Source organism: Myroides sp. (assembly GCF_032073645.1).
In the GTDB taxonomy this organism is placed as follows: Bacteria; Bacteroidota; Bacteroidia; order Flavobacteriales; family Flavobacteriaceae; genus Flavobacterium; species Flavobacterium odoratimimum.
The window spans coordinates 213834-231060 of record NZ_DAMANB010000003.1; the positions used below are offsets into that span (position 1 = coordinate 213834).

The following is a 17227-nucleotide window of genomic DNA, read 5'->3' on the forward strand; positions in this document are numbered from 1 at the left end:
AGCAATATTTAAAATATAAGAATGGAAAACCTTCAAGTCATAAAACAACGCTTCGAAATTATCGGTAACGATGTCAAACTAAACCGTGCATTGGAAAAAGCTATACAAGTAGCTCCTACTGATATCTCAGTCTTAGTCACTGGAGAGAGTGGTGTGGGTAAAGAAAGTATTCCTAAGATTATACATTCTATGTCTCATCGAAAGCACGGTAAGTTCATCGCGGTGAACTGTGGTGCTATCCCAGAAGGGACGATAGACAGTGAGTTATTCGGACACGAAAAAGGGGCTTTTACGGGTGCTATAAGCACTCGTGAAGGTTACTTCGAAGAGGCAGATGGCGGTACAATCTTCTTAGATGAAGTGGGAGAACTACCTCTGACTACTCAGGTAAGACTATTGCGTGTGTTAGAGAATGGAGAGTTTATAAAAGTAGGTTCTTCTAAAGTCCAAAAAACAGATATACGCATCATCGCTGCGACTAATGTCAATATGATGGATGCTATCAATAAGGGCAAGTTTAGAGAAGACCTATACTACAGACTGAGTACGGTAGAGATCACCTTACCTCCTCTACGCGAGCGAGGCGAAGATATCCACCTACTGTTCAGAAAGTTTGCTTCTGACTTCTCACATAAGTATAAGATGCCTCCGATAAAGCTAGAGCCTGCTGCAGCTGCATACCTTATGCGCTATAGCTGGAATGGTAATATCCGTCAGTTAAGAAACGTGGCAGAACAGATATCGGTATTAGAGACCAATAGAGATATTTCTCTACCTGTACTTCAAGGGTATTTACCCAACCATGACAGACAGTTACCTTCTATCGTGAATGGGCCAAAGGCAGAGTCTGACTTCAGCAATGAACGAGAAATACTGTACAAAGTCCTATTCGACATGAAGAGTGACTTAACTGATCTAAAGAAGCTGACACTAGAGCTACTACAACACGATAAAGGGACAGTATCCGAAACCAACAAATCTCTTATCCAAAAGATCTATGGTACGAAGAAGACTGAGCTACCAGAACTGATGGCTCCACCGAGTACTAATCTAGACATCATCGCTATGGATACTCCGGTATCTCCTAGTGCTAATCTAGGTTTTCACGAGACAGTAGATGATGACGAAGATACTTCTAACTATCTAGAAGCAGAGACAGTAGATGATGAACCTCTAAACTTAGCAAATCAGGAGATAAAGCTGATCAAACTAGCACTAGAGAGACATAACGGCAAGAGAAAGGCTGCTGCTAAAGAATTAAACATCTCAGAGAGAACATTGTATAGAAAAATAAAACAATACGACTTATAGACATGAGAATCAAACAATTATTTGCTCTAATATTTATATCTTTATTTTTTACTAGCTGTAAATATTATAACTTTACGGGAACAGGTAAGATAGATGCTAGTTCATTTCAGGTCAACTCATTCCAGAACAATGCTCCTTTAGTAGAGCCTGGTATAGAGCGTACCTTCACAATGTCCTTACAAGATCTTATCCAAAACCAAACTAGTTTAAGTCTTACTAATGCTGATGCTGACTTAGTCTATGAGGGAGAAATCGTAGAATACCGTATCAGTCCGATGACTGCTACAGCTGATCAGAGAGCGGCTCAGAACAGACTATATGTGTCTGTGAATGTGCGTTTCTTCAACAAGAAAAAACCTGATGACGACTTCGAAAAGAGATTCTCATTCTATTATGACTATGATGCGAACGTACAGTTAGCAGGGGCTAGTCTTAACACAGCTATCGAGACTATCTATGAGCGTATCACACAGGATGTGTTCAATGAATCATTAGCTAAGTGGTAATTATATAAAAATAAATATCTTGACTCTAAACGAATTAGACATATTGCTTCGTCAACCTCAGCAAATCCAAGAGAGTGACAGTCCTCAGCTAAAGCAACTCATAGAGAAGTATCCGTACTTCCAGTCTGTGAGAAGTCTTTATTTGAAGAGCTTATATGTACAAGAAAGTACAGAATATAACTTAGAGTTAAAGAAGACTGCTGCACATACGCTAGACAGAGATATTCTTTTTGATTTCATCGTTTCTCCAGAGTTCGCTACGTATACTCCTATCGTGATAGACATGACAGAGCCTACAGCTGCTGAGGAGTCTAAAATACCAACAGAAGAAGAACCTCAACAAGAGGCTCCAGAACCTAAGCTAACCTCTACGGCTATTAAGAGCTTACTACAGTCTATCACCTTCCACGAGACAGACGATAAGGAAGAAATACAAGATCCTGTAGAAGAAACACCTACAGAAGTCGTTATAGAGTCTGAAGAGGTCATCGCAGAGGTTCCCATCGTCACTACGCTAGAAGAAAAAGAAACTGTACAGCAAGAAATAGAAAAGCTAGAAGAGAAATTAGAAATAGGAAAACCATTAAACTTCTCAGAAAACGAGAAATTGTCTTTCCAAGAGTGGTTACAATTATCTAAAATAAAACCGATAGACAGAGAAAATGATTCTATTTTAACAGATTTAGAACAAAAATCAGATATCGAAAAACAAAAAAAAATAGAATTAATAGATAAATTTATAGAAACTAACCCTAAGATAGTTCCTACTAAGAAACCTACCGTAACCCCTGCAAACATTGACACTTCAGTACAAGAGAACAGTAGTTTAATGACAGAAACGTTGGCAAAAATATACTTAGAACAAAAGAAATATCAGAAAGCAATACAAGCTTATGAAATATTAATTTTGAAATATCCAGAAAAAAGTAGTTTCTTTGCAAACCAAATATTAGATATAAAAGCGTTACAACAACATAATAGTTAACACCATGAACACATTTACAATATTTTTAATCTTAATCGCAATTGTATGTTTTTTACTAATCGTAGTAATTATGGTACAGAATCCTAAAGGTGGAGGATTAGATTCTTCTTTCGGTGGATCTACTGTAGCTGGAGGAGTTAAAAATACAAATGATTTCTTAGATAAAAGTACTTGGACATTAGGTGCAGCATTAATCATCTTAATCCTGTTATCATCTACTAGTTTCAGTGGTGGAGCTGCTGGAGATTCTAAATTATTAGATCCTAACGCAGTAGTACCTACTCAAAATCTGACACCAGAAGCGCCTGCTACGCAAGAAGCTCCTGTGACAACAGAAGAGACTACTCCAACTCAAGAGACTCAAAATCAAGCTGAATAATTTTAGCTTTAAACAATACACGAAATGCCGGCTGTCAAGCTGGCATTTTTTTTTGCCTATATTGTCACTTTTTAGCTTTGGCACACTTTATGCCTTTTCATTATCTATAATAATTAAAAATAATAATTCAATTTCATAAACTATAAAACTATGGCAGTAAATATTAAACCACTTGCAGACAGAGTTCTTATCGAACCATTACCAGCTGAAACTAAAACTGCTTCAGGATTATTCATCCCTGATACAGCAAAAGAAAAACCACAAAGAGGTACTGTAGTAGCTGTAGGAAATGGTACTAAAGATCATGAAATGACAGTAAAAGTAGGAGATACTGTACTATACGGTAAATACGCTGGTACTGAACTAAAATTAGAAGGTACAGACTATCTAATCATGAGAGAGGACGACATTTTAGCAATCGTTTAAAATTGAATCATTAACAACTAAATCCAAAAGAATAAAATGGCAAAAGATATTAAATTCGACATCGAAGCTCGCGAAGGTTTAAAACGCGGAGTAGACGCTTTAGCAAACGCAGTAAAAGTAACATTAGGACCAAAAGGAAGAAACGTAATCATCGGTAAATCATTTGGTGCGCCTACAGTAACTAAAGATGGTGTTTCTGTAGCTAAAGAAGTTGAGTTAGAGAACACATTAGAGAACATGGGTGCTCAGATGGTGAAAGAGGTTGCTTCTAAAACGAATGACTTAGCTGGTGACGGTACGACTACTGCTACTGTATTAGCTCAAGCTATCGTAAAAGAAGGACTTAAGAACGTAGCTGCTGGTGCAAACCCAATGGACTTAAAACGTGGTATAGATAAAGCTGTAGAAATCATCGTAGAAGACTTGAGAAAACAATCTCAAGAAGTAGGTGGTTCTATGGATAAAATCAAACAAGTAGCATCTATCTCTGCTAATAACGATGACTTCATCGGTGAGTTAATCGCTCAAGCATTCGAAAAAGTAGGTAAAGAAGGTGTTATCACTGTAGAAGAAGCTAAAGGAACTGAGACTTATGTAGATGTAGTAGAAGGAATGCAGTTTGACAGAGGGTACTTATCTCCATACTTCGTTACAAACTCTGAGAAAATGGAAGTAGAATTAGATACTCCATATATCTTATTATACGACAAGAAAGTATCTTCTCTTAAAGAACTTTTACCAGTATTAGAGCCAATCGCTCAATCAGGAAAACCTCTATTAATCATCGCTGAAGATGTGGATGGAGAGGCGTTATCTACATTAGTAGTAAACAAATTAAGAGGAGCGTTAAAAATCGCTGCTGTTAAAGCTCCTGGATTCGGAGATAGAAGAAAAGCTATGTTAGAAGATATCGCTATCTTAACAGGTGGTGTGGTTATCTCTGAAGAGCAAGGGTATACATTAGAGAATACTACTTTAGAAATGCTAGGTACTTGTAAGAGAGTTAGCATCGATAAAGATAATACGACTATCGTTAGTGGTGATGGTGAGGCTGAAATGATCAAAAACAGAATCAACCAAATCAAAGCTCAAATGGAAACTACTACTTCTGACTATGACAGAGAGAAGTTACAAGAGCGCTTAGCTAAGTTAGCTGGTGGTGTAGCTGTATTATACGTAGGTGCTCCATCTGAAGTAGAGATGAAAGAGAAGAAAGATCGCGTAGATGACGCTCTTCACGCTACTAGAGCTGCTGTAGAAGAAGGTATCGTAGCTGGTGGTGGTGTAGCTTTATTAAGAGCTAAAAATACTTTAGTTGACATTAAAGCTGAGAATGCTGACGAAGAAACAGGTATCGCTATCATCGCTAAAGCAGTAGAAGCTCCATTGAGAACTATTGTTGAGAATGCTGGATTAGAAGGTTCTGTAGTTGTTTCTAAAGTATTAGAAGGAAAAGAAAACTTCGGATACAATGCTAAAACAAACGAGTATGTAGATATGCTTAACGCTGGTGTAATCGATCCTAAGAAAGTAACTAGAGTAGCTTTAGAAAATGCTGCTTCTGTAGCTGGTATGATCTTAATCACTGAGTGTGCATTAGTAGACATTAAAGATGACAGCGCTGCTGCTATGCCTATGGGTGGTGGTATGCCAGGTATGATGTAATACCTTATCTTATTTCAATATTATATAAGAGGTTGTCTTTTTAGACAGCCTCTTATTTTTTACCTTACCAGTAAGAACAAAAAAAGGCTTAGTGTACTGAATACACCAAGCCTTTTTTATATCATTATTTTAAACTTCTTACTTAGAAGTAATTTCTTTTAAGTCTGCAATAGTTGCGATAGGATCAGCAGCACTGAACACAAAGTTACCTGCTACTAAAGCGTCTACTCCAGCATCTACTAAAGCTTTTGCATTTTTATTATTTACCCCTCCATCTATCTCTATCATTACATTCGCTCCTTTAGCTTCTATCATTGCTTTTAGTTTACGCACTTTTTCATATGTGTTCTCAATAAAGCTCTGTCCTCCAAAACCAGGGTTAACACTCATGATAAGTACTAAATCTAAGTCTTGAATGATGTCTTCTAATACACTTACAGGTGTATGAGGGTTAAGTGCTACTCCAGCTTTCATACCTTCAGCTTTAATAGCTTGTACTGTACGGTGTAGGTGTGTACACGCTTCATAATGCACAGTCAAGATATCTGCTCCTAGCTCCTTAAACGTCTTAATATAACGATCAGGGTCTACTATCATTAAGTGAACGTCTAATGTCTTCTTAGCATGCTTATTAATAGCAGCTAATACTGGCATTCCAAAAGAAATATTTGGCACAAATACTCCATCCATAATGTCAATATGGAACCAATCTGCCTGACTGTTGTTCACCATTTCAATATCTCTCTGAAGATTAGCAAAGTCTGCTGCTAATACTGAAGGTGCTATAATCGTATTTTTCATATAATTGTGTTGTTTGTACAAAGATAAAAAAAATCCCAACAGCGAAGGCTCTTGGGACGTATATTGCTTATTGTTTAATGACTTCTGCTTCGAATAATTCAGAAAAATATTGGATAATCTTAGCTCTTACCTCATCTTCATCTACCTGCTCTACACCTAGTTCTACATTCAGAGAAGTAACTCCTTTACCACGAATACCACATGGGATAATATTGTCAAAGTAACCTAAGTCCGAGTTTACGTTTAAGGCAAAACCGTGCATCGTCACCCAACGAGAGGCTCTTACCCCCATCGCACATATCTTACGTGCAAAAGGTGTTCCTACTCCTAACCATACTCCTGTCTCTCCTTCACTTCTACCAGACTCTATTCCGTAATCTTTTAAAACTAAAATGATAGTCTCTTCTAATAAACGCAAATACTTATGTATATCTGTAAAGAAGTTCTCTAAGTCTAAGATAGGATATCCTACTACCTGACCAGGTCCGTGATAAGTAATGTCACCTCCTCTATTAATCTTATAGAATGTAGCACCTTTTGCCTTTAACTGTTCATCGTTTAAAAGCATATTGTGCACATCTCCACTTTTTCCTAATGTGTAAACATGTGGATGTTCTACGAATAGTAAATAGTTATCTGTATCATCTGTACGCTCTTCTCTTCTATTTCTAATTTTGACATCTAAAATAGATTGGAATATCTCTTCTTGGTAATCCCAAGTATCTTTATAATCTTTCTCGCCTAAATCAATAAGCTTTACTTGTTTATTCATTGTGTTGTTTGTTATTTATTGTATTTAGGATTATTTAGTATGACTAATGCCGCAATAACCCCTGGTACCCAACCTGCGATAGTCAACAGTGTCACTATCAAAATAGATCCACATCCCTTGTCTAAAACGGCTAAAGGTGGTAAAAAAATAGATAATAATACTCTTCCTAAACTCATGGCTAAATAATTTTGTCTGATACAAATTTCGGCATTTTTTAGTCAACTCCCTCGTTAATGAAGTTAAAATGATGAGACCTACCTCGTTTTATTACAAAGTATTGCAAATTAAGTCGTTTTATAGCGAATACTAATTGTCGCATTTTCAAAGATTAACTATATTTGCCTTTTAAATTAATTTACAGTTATTATGCAACTTTCAGAACAAGAAATCATCAGAAGAGAAAAGCTGAGCAAGTTACAAGAGCTTGGTGTGAATCCCTATCCTGCTAATCTATTTCCAGTAGACCATACATCGAAGGAGATAAAGAACGATTTTGAAGAAGGTAAGAAGGTTATCGTGGCTGGTAGATTAATGTCTTCAAGAATTCAAGGAAAAGCTTCTTTTGCAACTATTCAAGATAGCGAAGGAAAGATTCAGTTATATATCAATCGTGATGAGTTATGCCCAGGAGAGGACAAGACTCTTTACAATGAGATTTACAAAAAACTTATTGACTTAGGTGACTTCGTTGGTATCGAAGGAGAGTTATTCACTACACAAGTAGGAGAAAAAACAGTACGTGTACAAGGATTACAACTATTAAGTAAATCTTTACGACCACTTCCATTACCAAAAACGGATGCAGAAGGAAATACATTTGACGCTTTTACAGATCCAGAATTGCGTTACAGAATGCGTTATGTTGATTTAGTGGTAAACCCTATAAATAAAGATATCTTCATTAAACGTACGAAGTTATTCAACGCTATGCGTCAGTTCTTCAACGAAGCTGGTTATATGGAAGTAGAAACTCCTGTATTACAGTCTATCCCTGGTGGAGCTTCTGCTCGTCCATTCATCACTCACCACAATGCATTAGACATTCCTCTATACTTGAGAATCGCTAATGAATTGTACTTAAAACGTTTAATCGTTGGTGGTTTTGATGGTGTGTATGAGTTCTCTAAAAACTTCCGTAACGAAGGAATGGACAGAACACACAATCCTGAGTTTACAGCTATGGAGATCTATGTAGCTTATAAAGACTATAACTGGATGATGGAATTCACAGAGCGTTTATTAGAATTCTGTGCTATCGCTGTTAATGGAACTACTAAAGCTACTTTCGGAGAACACGAAATCGACTTTAAAGCTCCTTACAAACGTATCACGATGGCTGACTCTATTAAAGAGTTTACAGGATTTGATATCACTGGTAAATCAGAAGATGAGATTCGTCAAGCTGCTTTAGGCATGGGTATTCCAGTAGATGAAACAATGGGTAAAGGAAAACTTATCGACGAAATCTTTGGAGAGAAATGTGAAGGAAACTATATCCAACCAACATACATTACTGACTATCCAAAAGAAATGTCTCCATTGACAAAAGCTCATAGAGATAATCCAGAATTGACAGAGCGTTTTGAGCTAATGGTTTGTGGTAAAGAGATTGCGAATGCTTACTCTGAGCTTAATGACCCTATTGACCAAAGAGAGCGCTTCGAAGCTCAAATGGCTTTAGCTGATCGTGGAGATGATGAAGCGATGTTTATCGACCAAGACTTCTTACGTGCATTAGAGTATGGTATGCCTCCTACATCAGGATTAGGTATCGGTATGGACCGTTTAATTATGTTCTTAACCAATAATCCTTCTATCCAAGAGGTGCTATTCTTCCCTCAAATGAGACCAGAGAAAACAGCTCCTTCAGTAGAATTATCAGATGAAGAGAAAATCATTATTCAGATATTAGAAAACAATGACAATAAAGTAGAATTAGGTTCTCTAAAAGAACAAGCTGCTTTAAGTGGTAAGAAATGGGATAAAGCAATGAAAGGACTTGCTTCTCACAATCTTACTAAAGTAGAAACTGAAGGTGATACAAAATATGTAGTGTACCAACACTAAGAAATAAAAAACGAGACTATTAAGTCTCGTTTTTTTATACCTATATTCAAGAAAATGACTTGCGGTAATGATCTGGTGTAATCCCTTCTTGTTTTTTAAAGAATGTAACAAAGTAAGACGTACTATCAAAACACAATTCCTGCGCAATCTCATTGACATTAAATGTGCTAAACTGCAACAATCTCTTTGCTTCTACCACAATGCGTTGACGAACTAATTGTCCTGCAGTTATACCTCGCTCTTGTTTACAAAGTTTATTGAGGTAGTTAGGAGTCACACAGAGCTTCTCAGCATAAAAAGAAGGCGTTTTAGCCTCTTTAAAGTGAACTTCGACTAAATCCATAAAAGCAAGAATACGATCGTTATAACCAGCCTTATTATACTCTATCGAAAAGTGCTGATCTTCTTCGTCCACGCTCTGTAACTCACATAGCAATATATTTAAATAAGAACGCAGAACCTTCATTCGATATACTCTATCAGTACTATACTCACCCAACATCATATCTACCAATAACACAACCTTAGTACGCACACTCTCACTCACTATCTGCTGAGAGGCACTATCTAATTGAAAGAAATCAAAATAACGCAATATGTTCTCATGATAGCGTTGAGAAAAGAAAGAATCCTCAAAACCGATGAATATACCTGTACATTCAGTATTGAACTGCATCTGTACAACATCACCTGGTTTTATAAAGTAAACACTTGACTGATAATCAACATAATCAACCCCATTAATCTTAATAGCATAACTCCCTCTATACACAAAGACAATCATGTAAAAGTTAGCCCTAAAACTATCTTTTAATAAAGGATAAGCATTGCCTAAGGCACTTATTGGCTTAATAAAAAATGAAGACTGATCTTGTGTAAAATAACTGATTGGAAAGGATTTTATAATCTTAGTAGACATAAGAATCTTTAATTAATATTATACATAAGCTCACTGACCGCACTACTATAGATAGACGATCAAATAATCACATTATAAATACTAATTAAACGAGGGGAGGACGTAGATCCTGACGGCTAAATAAAGAGGAATACAAATTATTATATCTATCATAAACCTTATGTACTCCTTTTATATCAAAATTAGGAGTAGGTAGTTCAGATTTATAATCAACATACATCAAAACAAAAGCAATAGTATATACCTGCTTAACAGCATCTTTCTTTTGTTCTTCCTTAGCTATCTTAGCTAATTCTTGCATTAGATAACACTGTCCATTACAATGCATCTCAGGCTTGTCTTGATTCACACATAAAAAAGTAGCGATATAATCATAGTCTACCAGGTAGTCTACCAACGGCACTACTGGTCTAAATACTAATAAGGATATGATTATAAACAAAAACTTTCTCACAATACAAATATACGCTAACCTAAGGTATAAAAAAAAGCGTTACCTAAATAGTAACGCTTCTAATCTATATTATCCTAAGTATGTCTTAAGAATTTTACTTCTAGACGTATGTTTTAATCTACGAATAGCTTTCTCTTTAATCTGTCTAACACGCTCTCTAGTAAGATCGAATGTTTCTCCTATTTCTTCTAATGTCATAGGATGTTGATCACCTAAACCGAAGTATAAACGTACAACGTCAGCTTCTCTAGGAGTCAAAGTCTCTAATGCTCTCTCGATTTCTGTTCTAAGAGACTCATGAATAAGCTCTCTATCTGGATTAGGAGACTCACCTGAACGCAATACATCGTATAAGTTAGAATCTTCTCCTTCTACTAACGGAGCATCCATTGATAAATGACGACCAGAGTTCTTCATACTCTCTTTTACATCATTTACAGTCATATCAAGCTCTACAGCGATTTCTTCTGCTGAAGGTGGACGTTCATTAGATTGCTCTAATAAAGCATACATCTTATTAATTTTATTAATAGAACCGATCTTATTCAATGGTAAACGTACGATACGAGATTGTTCTGCTAAAGCTGATAAAATCGACTGACGAATCCACCATACTGCATAAGAAATGAATTTGAATCCTCGTGTCTCATCAAAACGCTGTGCAGCTTTGATCAGACCTAAGTTTCCTTCATTAATTAAATCGGGTAATGTCAATCCTTGGTTTTGATATTGCTTTGCCACCGATACTACGAAACGTAAGTTTGCTTTCGTTAATTTCTCTAGTGCTCTTTGATCTCCTGCTTTGATTCGTTGCGCTAACTCTACTTCCTCATCCGCAGTAATTAAATCTACTTTACCAATTTCTTGCAAGTACTTATCTAGAGAAGCGGTCTCACGATTCGTTACCTGCTTGGTAATTTTAAGTTGTCTCATATTATTTCTATCCTTATTTTTGCTATGATGTGCTCTTCACACATTAGTTATACGTACACTATTACTAAAAGGTTACAACATTTTTAAAAATATTTTTTAACCTCATATTATCTACACAAAAAAAGCGCCACAAAATCAAAATCCTGTAGCGCTAACTTTATTTTATAAAAAATATAACTCTTTTATGTTAGTAGTAATTCTCTTTACTTAATTCTAACTCATCTACCTCTACCTCATCTAGATACCTTTCTAAGCTATCATCTAACTCCTTCATCCATGGTGTATGATGCTCTTCAGCAGTGACACCTGTCATCACAGAAGTATATACTTTATCTCTATAATTTAGAATATTAGTTTCTTTATCATTTAACCAACTTTTAAACATCTCTGCCACTCTATCTAGATCAAAAGTAGGATAATCTGTCAGCTCTATCAATTCCTTAATATAATCAGTTTGGAAATCTACATGTTCCTCTCCTGTTACAGATGTTTTTTCTAGTTCTACCCACTTAGCGATATCCTTATCCCTAGTTTCTTTGTTAGGTAAAGTGATACGCCCTAACATATAATCTCTAGCAAACCAAGCTTGCGTATCGAACATATTGAACGTATAATATTGATCTTGCATTCCTAAAAAGATTAGTCGTTCATTCTCATTGAACACAACTCCTTTATACAGATTATCTGGATATAAGTTATTCTTTGTCTTTAACCTTAAATTATCTGGCAAGAACGGGAACTTATGTTGGTACCCCGTACACAGAATTACTGCGTCATATTCCTTCTTAGAGCCATCTTTAAAGTGAGCCACATTATCCTCGAAATGGGTTACAATGGGTTTCTCCTCAATCCCCTTAGGCCATTTAGCCCCAATAGGATTGGTTCTATACGAAATAGTAACTGATCTACTACCGTGTTTAAAACATTGTACACCGATATCCTCAGCAGAATAACTACTTCCTATTAACAAAATATCTTTATCTATAAACTGATCTGCACCTCTAAAATCGTGCGCATGCATCACTGTTCCAGGGAAACTATCTATTCCCTTAAAATAAGGCATATTTGGCGTTGAGAAGTGTCCCGTTCCCACAACTAAGTAATCGAAGTACTCCTCAAAAGTTTCATTCTTTACTAAGTCATCGAATATTACTCTAAACTGCTTCTTATCTTCTAGGTAATCTACCCATCTAGCCACAGTATTAAACTTGATAAAATCTCTTGCATTACTCTGCTTAATACGCCCTTGTATATAATCGAATAAAACCTCTCTCGGTGGGTATGAAGATATAGGTTGTTTAAAGTGCTCCATAAATGTATAATCAGAGAACTCTAAACATTCTTTAGGCCCATTAGACCATAAGTATTTATACATACTCCCGTGTATTGGTTCACCATATTTTCCTACACCTGTACGCCAAGTATAGTTCCACATTCCTCCCCAATTATCTTGTTTTTCATAACATTTAATCTCTGGAATAGGGTTACCTTTTTTTTGTTCTGACTCGAACGCACGTAACATGGCTAATCCACTCGGACCAGCACCAATAATTCCAACTTTTAAATTTAACATAACTACATAACGAATTTGTCCTCACTATAAAGTGAAGAAATTAATAAAATGATTATCACTGATTGCTCAGCCGAGATAGAATACCACATGTTCGTATTCTATAATAGATACATCTAATAAGCGATGTACATTAGGCAGCATAATTATATGCTGAAAATAAGGTCAAGTATATCAAACTTGAATTTGGATAGGAGTTGAATACACGTGCTAGAAATATATAAGCACGCCACCCCCTATTAACGTTAATTGCTAATATAATACAAATTAATGACTTAACCAAAAAACACCATTATTAAACGCAAAAACACAACTGTCACAATGACAATAATCAGCAATTTACAATATAGATATGAAAATAAGAAGCGGAATATACTAACATATATCTAATATAGTCCCCCACAGACTAGCTATCTCATAAAAATGAATACAAAAAAAGGACACCTATTACTAGATGTCCTTTATATAATAAAAAGAATTACTCTTATTTATTTTCTTGTTTTGGAGCCGCGTCTTTTTTCTCTTCTCTAGGAGGACGTGGCATTAAAGCTTTACGAGATACTTTAGCTTTTTTAGTTTTAGGGTCTATACCTAAATACTTAACATCTAATTCATCTCCCATTTTAAGAACGTCAGATACATTCTCAATACGTTTCCAATCTAATTCAGATACGTGAAGTAAAGTTTCTTTACCTGGTACAAATTCTACTACTGCACCGAAGTCAAGCATCTTAACCACTTTAACATGGTAAGTCTCACCTTCTACTGGAGAGAAAGTAGTATTACTAATAGCAGCTAATGCTCTATCCATACCTGCTTGATCAGTACCTAATACTTCGATGATACCATAATCACCTTCTTCGTTAATAACGATAGTAGTACCAGTTTCTGCTTGAAGCGCTTGGATGTTTTTACCACCTGGTCCGATAACTGCACCGATAAAGTCTTTAGGAATTGTAACAGTAACAATCTTAGGAGCTTTAGGTTTAACAGTAGGATTAGGCACAGCGATAGTCTCTTGTAATAATCCCAAGATATGCATACGACCATCATGAGCTTGTTTTAACGCTTGCTCCATGATATCATAAGCTAATCCTTCGATCTTAATATCCATTTGACATGCAGTGATACCATCTTTAGTACCAGTAACTTTAAAGTCCATATCTCCTAAGTGATCCTCATCACCTAAGATATCAGACAATACAGCCCAACGTCCAGTTTTTGCATCAGAGATAAGTCCCATTGCAATACCTGAAACTGGTTTTTCAATTTGAATACCTGCATCCATTAATGCTAGAGTACCAGCACATACAGTAGCCATAGAAGAAGAACCGTTAGACTCTAATACCTCAGATACTAAACGAATAGTATAAGGACAGTCTGCAGGGATCATGTTTTTCAAAGCACGTTGTGCTAAGTTACCATGACCTACCTCTCTACGAGAAGTACCTCTTAATGGTTTTGCCTCACCTGTAGAGAATGGAGGGAAATTATAATGTAAGTAGAACTTCTCTTCACCTTGCTCACTTGGTAAGTCAATAATATTCGCATCTCTTGATGTACCTAATGTTACAGTAGCTAACGCTTGCGTTTCACCACGTGTAAAGATAGAAGACCCATGCACTGAAGGTAAGTAATCTACTTCACTCCAGATAGGACGAATCTCAGTAGTCTTACGACCATCAAGACGAATGTTTTGATCTAAAATAAGGTTACGTACAGCCTCTTTTTGAGTTTTCTTAAAGTATGTACTGATTAGTTCTGCTTTCTCTTCTAAATCTTCTTCAGAGAATAAAGCTTTAACTTCTTCATACACCTCAGCGAATTTCTCTCCACGCTCAGATTTAGCACTAGCATGAGAAGCTATTTCATACAATTTAGCATACGCTGCATCATGTACGATTTTCTCCACCTCTTCATCAGTTGCTTCTGGTTCGTACTCACGGTAAGTAAGTCCTAATGCAGCACGCATCTTCTCTTGAGCTTCGATCTGAATTTTAATCGCCTCATGAGCAAACTTTATTGCATCAATCATTTCTTGTTCTGAGATTTCTTTCATCTCACCCTCCACCATACATACAGAGTCTTTAGATGCACCGATCATCATATCAAGATCAGATGCGTCTAGTTGTTCTCTAGATGGATTGATGATGAACTGCCCATCAACGCGAGCAACTCTTACCTCAGAAATAGAATTATAGAATGGAATATCTGATACTGCTAATGCTGCAGAAGCAGCTAATCCAGCTAATGCATCAGGCATTACATTTTCGTCATGAGACATTAATTGAATCATAACTTGTGTTTCTGCGTGATAGTCATCTGGGAACAATGGACGTAAACAACGGTCTACTAAACGCATTGTTAACACCTCTTGATCACTCGGACGAGCCTCACGTTTAAAAAAGCCTCCTGGAAAACGTCCAGCAGCAGAAAATTTTTCTCTGTAATCTACAGTTAAAGGAAGGAAGTCTACACCAGGGTTAGCAGTTCTCGCTGATACAGCTGTAGCTAAAAGCATACAGTCTCCCATACGAACAACTACAGAACCATCTGCTTGTTTCGCTAATTTCCCAGTTTCGATCGAGATGCTACGGCCATCTCCTAAATCGATAATCTCTTTAGTTACCTTAGGAATCATAATAAATTAATACTTTAGGGTTTCTGTCTCTCCGAAGAGAGACATTAATAATTGTGTGTTGTGTTGTGTGTGTTGTTGTGTAGTTGTATGAAACCCAATGAAAAACCAGTCTTTTTCTGCAAAAAGGCTAAAAAGAAAAAGAGGCGCACAAAGGCACCTCTTCTCTATATTGATTATTTTCTAATACCCAATACTTTGATAATCTCACGATATCTGTTAATTTCTGTATTCTTTAAGTAGTCAAGAAGTCTTCTTCTTTTACCTACTAAAAGAACTAATGAACGCTCTGTATTATAATCTTTACGATTTTTTTTCAAGTGCTCAGTTAAATGCGTGATTCTGTATGTGAACAAAGCGATTTGTCCTTCAGCAGATCCAGTGTTAGCTGCAGCTCCACCGTGTTGTGCGAAGATCTCAGCTTTTTTCTCTTTTGATAAATACATGCCAATATTATTTTTAATGATTTTTATGCATGAAATATGGTGTATCCATATTTACGTTTGCAAAGGTAATTTTATTTTTCAAAATACAACTATAAATAATACACTTTTTTTTAGGTTCTTATTTACCCTCTAGTACATTGATTACCAATACCTCAATTAACAACAGTATAATCTAAACAAAACGCAAGTCTTCTTTATAATAGGAACTAAATAAACAATTTAGCTATTTCTACATTTAGTAATTCTAAAAATGATTGATCCTCAGCTGTAAATGCATTAATTGTATTAGAATCAATATCTATTTGTCCGATATTAACTCCATCAACAAATAACGGAACTACGATCTCAGACTTAACAGTAATACTACAAGCAATATAATTATCTTGAGCAGTCACATCTTCTACTAAAAAAGTCTCATTACTAACAGCCACCTGTCCACAAATCCCCTTACCAAAGGGAATCACTGTATGGTCTGTCTCAGGACCGCTGTAAGGTCCTAAATGAAGCACTCTCTCTTCTGGCACTGCAAAGTAGAAACCAACCCAATCATAGTACGATATTTTCTCGTTTAAAAGAACACATACCTGTTTTAACTTCTCTGTTCTATCTAATACATTAGATTCTAATATTGCCTTAGCTGCCACTAAAAGCTCTTGATATAAATTATTCATCTTAAATATGGTTTTATAGAAAAACAAATATAACAATCACTTCATTCTATCAATAGAAATATTTCAAAAAAACGTACACATAGGTATAAAAGTAAAAAAGCATTAGAACTCACCTCTAATGCTTTTTTCAAACAACAATATGTAATTTCGTAGCCAAACTCACAAACTACAAAATATAATAATCTTTTTTATAGCAATTCTTTTTATTTCTTATTCGTATTGCTTTATCAAATACTTAATCAAATCAGTACTAGTAAGCATTCCTACTAATATATCTCCATCCATAACAGGCAATGATCTAAATCCTCTCTCGATAATTATTTCGGCTGCATCCTTAATACTACAATCTGCTTGTATAGTCACAACGTCCTTAACCATTACTTGTTCTATAGAGAACATATTATATATAGTGGTATCAATAATATCATCATTATCTCCCACCGTCTCTGCTAAACTAATTCTTACTAAGTCAGTATAACTGAGAATCCCTACTAACTCTCCTCCAGATAACACAGGAAGATGTCTAATCTTGTTCTCTTTAAATAACTTTTCAGCATTTGTCAATGAATCTGTTAAATTTAACTTGACAAGTTTTGAAGCCATAATACTAGAAATTGGTACATTCTGTCTCATATCATAACTTATTTTGTTAGGACAAATGTAACCTAACACTATATCTAAAAA

General features: G+C 35.8%; 18 protein-coding genes. 7 read left to right on the forward strand and 11 right to left on the reverse strand.

From position 1 onward, the window contains the following. Nucleotides 1–21: 21 nt before the first annotated feature. The 6 genes from RT228_RS03940 to groL all read left to right on the forward strand — a co-directional run bounded on the left by RT228_RS03940 (nt 22) and on the right by groL (nt 5272). Complete coding sequence (locus RT228_RS03940; RefSeq protein ID WP_006259655.1) at nt 22–1311, forward strand: sigma-54 interaction domain-containing protein; 1290 nt, start codon at nt 22–24, stop codon at nt 1309–1311. A 2-nt stretch (nt 1312–1313) separates the two neighbouring features. Further along, complete coding sequence (locus tag RT228_RS03945) at nt 1314–1817, forward strand: LptE family protein (protein WP_006259656.1); 504 nt, start codon at nt 1314–1316, stop codon at nt 1815–1817. A gap of 19 nt (nt 1818–1836) precedes the next feature. Then, complete coding sequence (locus RT228_RS03950) at nt 1837–2802, forward strand: tetratricopeptide repeat protein (RefSeq protein ID WP_006259657.1); 966 nt, start codon at nt 1837–1839, stop codon at nt 2800–2802. 4 nt (nt 2803–2806) lie between these two features. Continuing rightward, nucleotides 2807–3181: a preprotein translocase subunit SecG gene (gene secG, locus RT228_RS03955; RefSeq protein ID WP_006259658.1), complete on the forward strand. Its 375-nt coding sequence runs from the start codon at nt 2807–2809 to the stop codon at nt 3179–3181. A gap of 150 nt (nt 3182–3331) precedes the next feature. Continuing rightward, nucleotides 3332–3607, forward strand: a complete 276-nt coding sequence (gene groES / locus RT228_RS03960) for a co-chaperone GroES (protein WP_006259659.1) — start codon at nt 3332–3334, stop codon at nt 3605–3607. Nucleotides 3608–3643: 36 nt separating this feature from the next. Continuing rightward, a complete protein-coding gene (gene groL / locus RT228_RS03965) occupies nt 3644–5272 on the forward strand; it encodes a chaperonin GroEL (RefSeq protein WP_006259660.1) in 1629 nt (542 codons plus the stop codon). A gap of 138 nt (nt 5273–5410) precedes the next feature. Here the strand turns inward: groL and rpe are convergent, their stop codons facing one another. The 3 genes from rpe to RT228_RS03980 form a co-directional block, all read right to left on the reverse strand. Beyond that, complete coding sequence (gene rpe / locus RT228_RS03970; RefSeq protein ID WP_006259661.1) at nt 5411–6073, reverse strand: ribulose-phosphate 3-epimerase; 663 nt, start codon at nt 6071–6073, stop codon at nt 5411–5413. A gap of 67 nt (nt 6074–6140) precedes the next feature. After that, nucleotides 6141–6845 (reverse strand): lipoyl(octanoyl) transferase LipB, encoded by a 705-nt coding sequence (gene lipB / locus RT228_RS03975; protein WP_006259662.1) that lies wholly within the window; start codon nt 6843–6845, stop codon nt 6141–6143. Nucleotides 6846–6856: 11 nt separating this feature from the next. Then, nucleotides 6857–7021: a YqaE/Pmp3 family membrane protein gene (locus RT228_RS03980; RefSeq protein ID WP_006259663.1), complete on the reverse strand. Its 165-nt coding sequence runs from the start codon at nt 7019–7021 to the stop codon at nt 6857–6859. Nucleotides 7022–7211: 190 nt separating this feature from the next. Between RT228_RS03980 and lysS the strand changes: the two genes are divergently transcribed. Beyond that, nucleotides 7212–8912: a lysine--tRNA ligase gene (gene lysS / locus RT228_RS03985; RefSeq protein ID WP_006259664.1), complete on the forward strand. Its 1701-nt coding sequence runs from the start codon at nt 7212–7214 to the stop codon at nt 8910–8912. A gap of 46 nt (nt 8913–8958) precedes the next feature. Here lysS and RT228_RS03990 read toward each other — a convergent pair whose 3' ends face one another. The 8 genes from RT228_RS03990 to RT228_RS04025 all read right to left on the reverse strand — a co-directional run bounded on the left by RT228_RS03990 (nt 8959) and on the right by RT228_RS04025 (nt 17176). After that, nucleotides 8959–9831, reverse strand: a complete 873-nt coding sequence (locus RT228_RS03990; protein WP_006259665.1) for a helix-turn-helix domain-containing protein — start codon at nt 9829–9831, stop codon at nt 8959–8961. Between the two features lie 85 nt (nt 9832–9916). Beyond that, complete coding sequence (locus RT228_RS03995; RefSeq protein WP_006264640.1) at nt 9917–10285, reverse strand: hypothetical protein; 369 nt, start codon at nt 10283–10285, stop codon at nt 9917–9919. Between the two features lie 69 nt (nt 10286–10354). Next, entirely contained in the window at nt 10355–11218 is an 864-nt protein-coding gene (locus RT228_RS04000) for an RNA polymerase sigma factor RpoD/SigA (protein WP_002987652.1), read from the reverse strand. Between the two features lie 187 nt (nt 11219–11405). Next, nucleotides 11406–12791, reverse strand: coding sequence for an NAD(P)-binding domain-containing protein (locus RT228_RS04005; RefSeq protein ID WP_006262183.1), 1386 nt, complete (start codon nt 12789–12791; stop codon nt 11406–11408). A 481-nt stretch (nt 12792–13272) separates the two neighbouring features. Beyond that, the gene (locus tag RT228_RS04010) at nt 13273–15429 is read right to left on the reverse strand and encodes a polyribonucleotide nucleotidyltransferase (RefSeq protein WP_006259668.1); all 2157 of its coding nucleotides are present in this window, start codon (nt 15427–15429) and stop codon (nt 13273–13275) included. Between the two features lie 173 nt (nt 15430–15602). Further along, a complete protein-coding gene (rpsO, locus tag RT228_RS04015) occupies nt 15603–15872 on the reverse strand; it encodes a 30S ribosomal protein S15 (RefSeq protein ID WP_006259669.1) in 270 nt (89 codons plus the stop codon). A 206-nt stretch (nt 15873–16078) separates the two neighbouring features. Beyond that, entirely contained in the window at nt 16079–16543 is a 465-nt protein-coding gene (locus RT228_RS04020) for a GAF domain-containing protein (protein ID WP_006266872.1), read from the reverse strand. 210 nt (nt 16544–16753) lie between these two features. Continuing rightward, nucleotides 16754–17176, reverse strand: coding sequence for a CBS domain-containing protein (locus RT228_RS04025; RefSeq protein ID WP_006259671.1), 423 nt, complete (start codon nt 17174–17176; stop codon nt 16754–16756). Between the last annotated feature and the right edge of the window lie 51 nt (nt 17177–17227).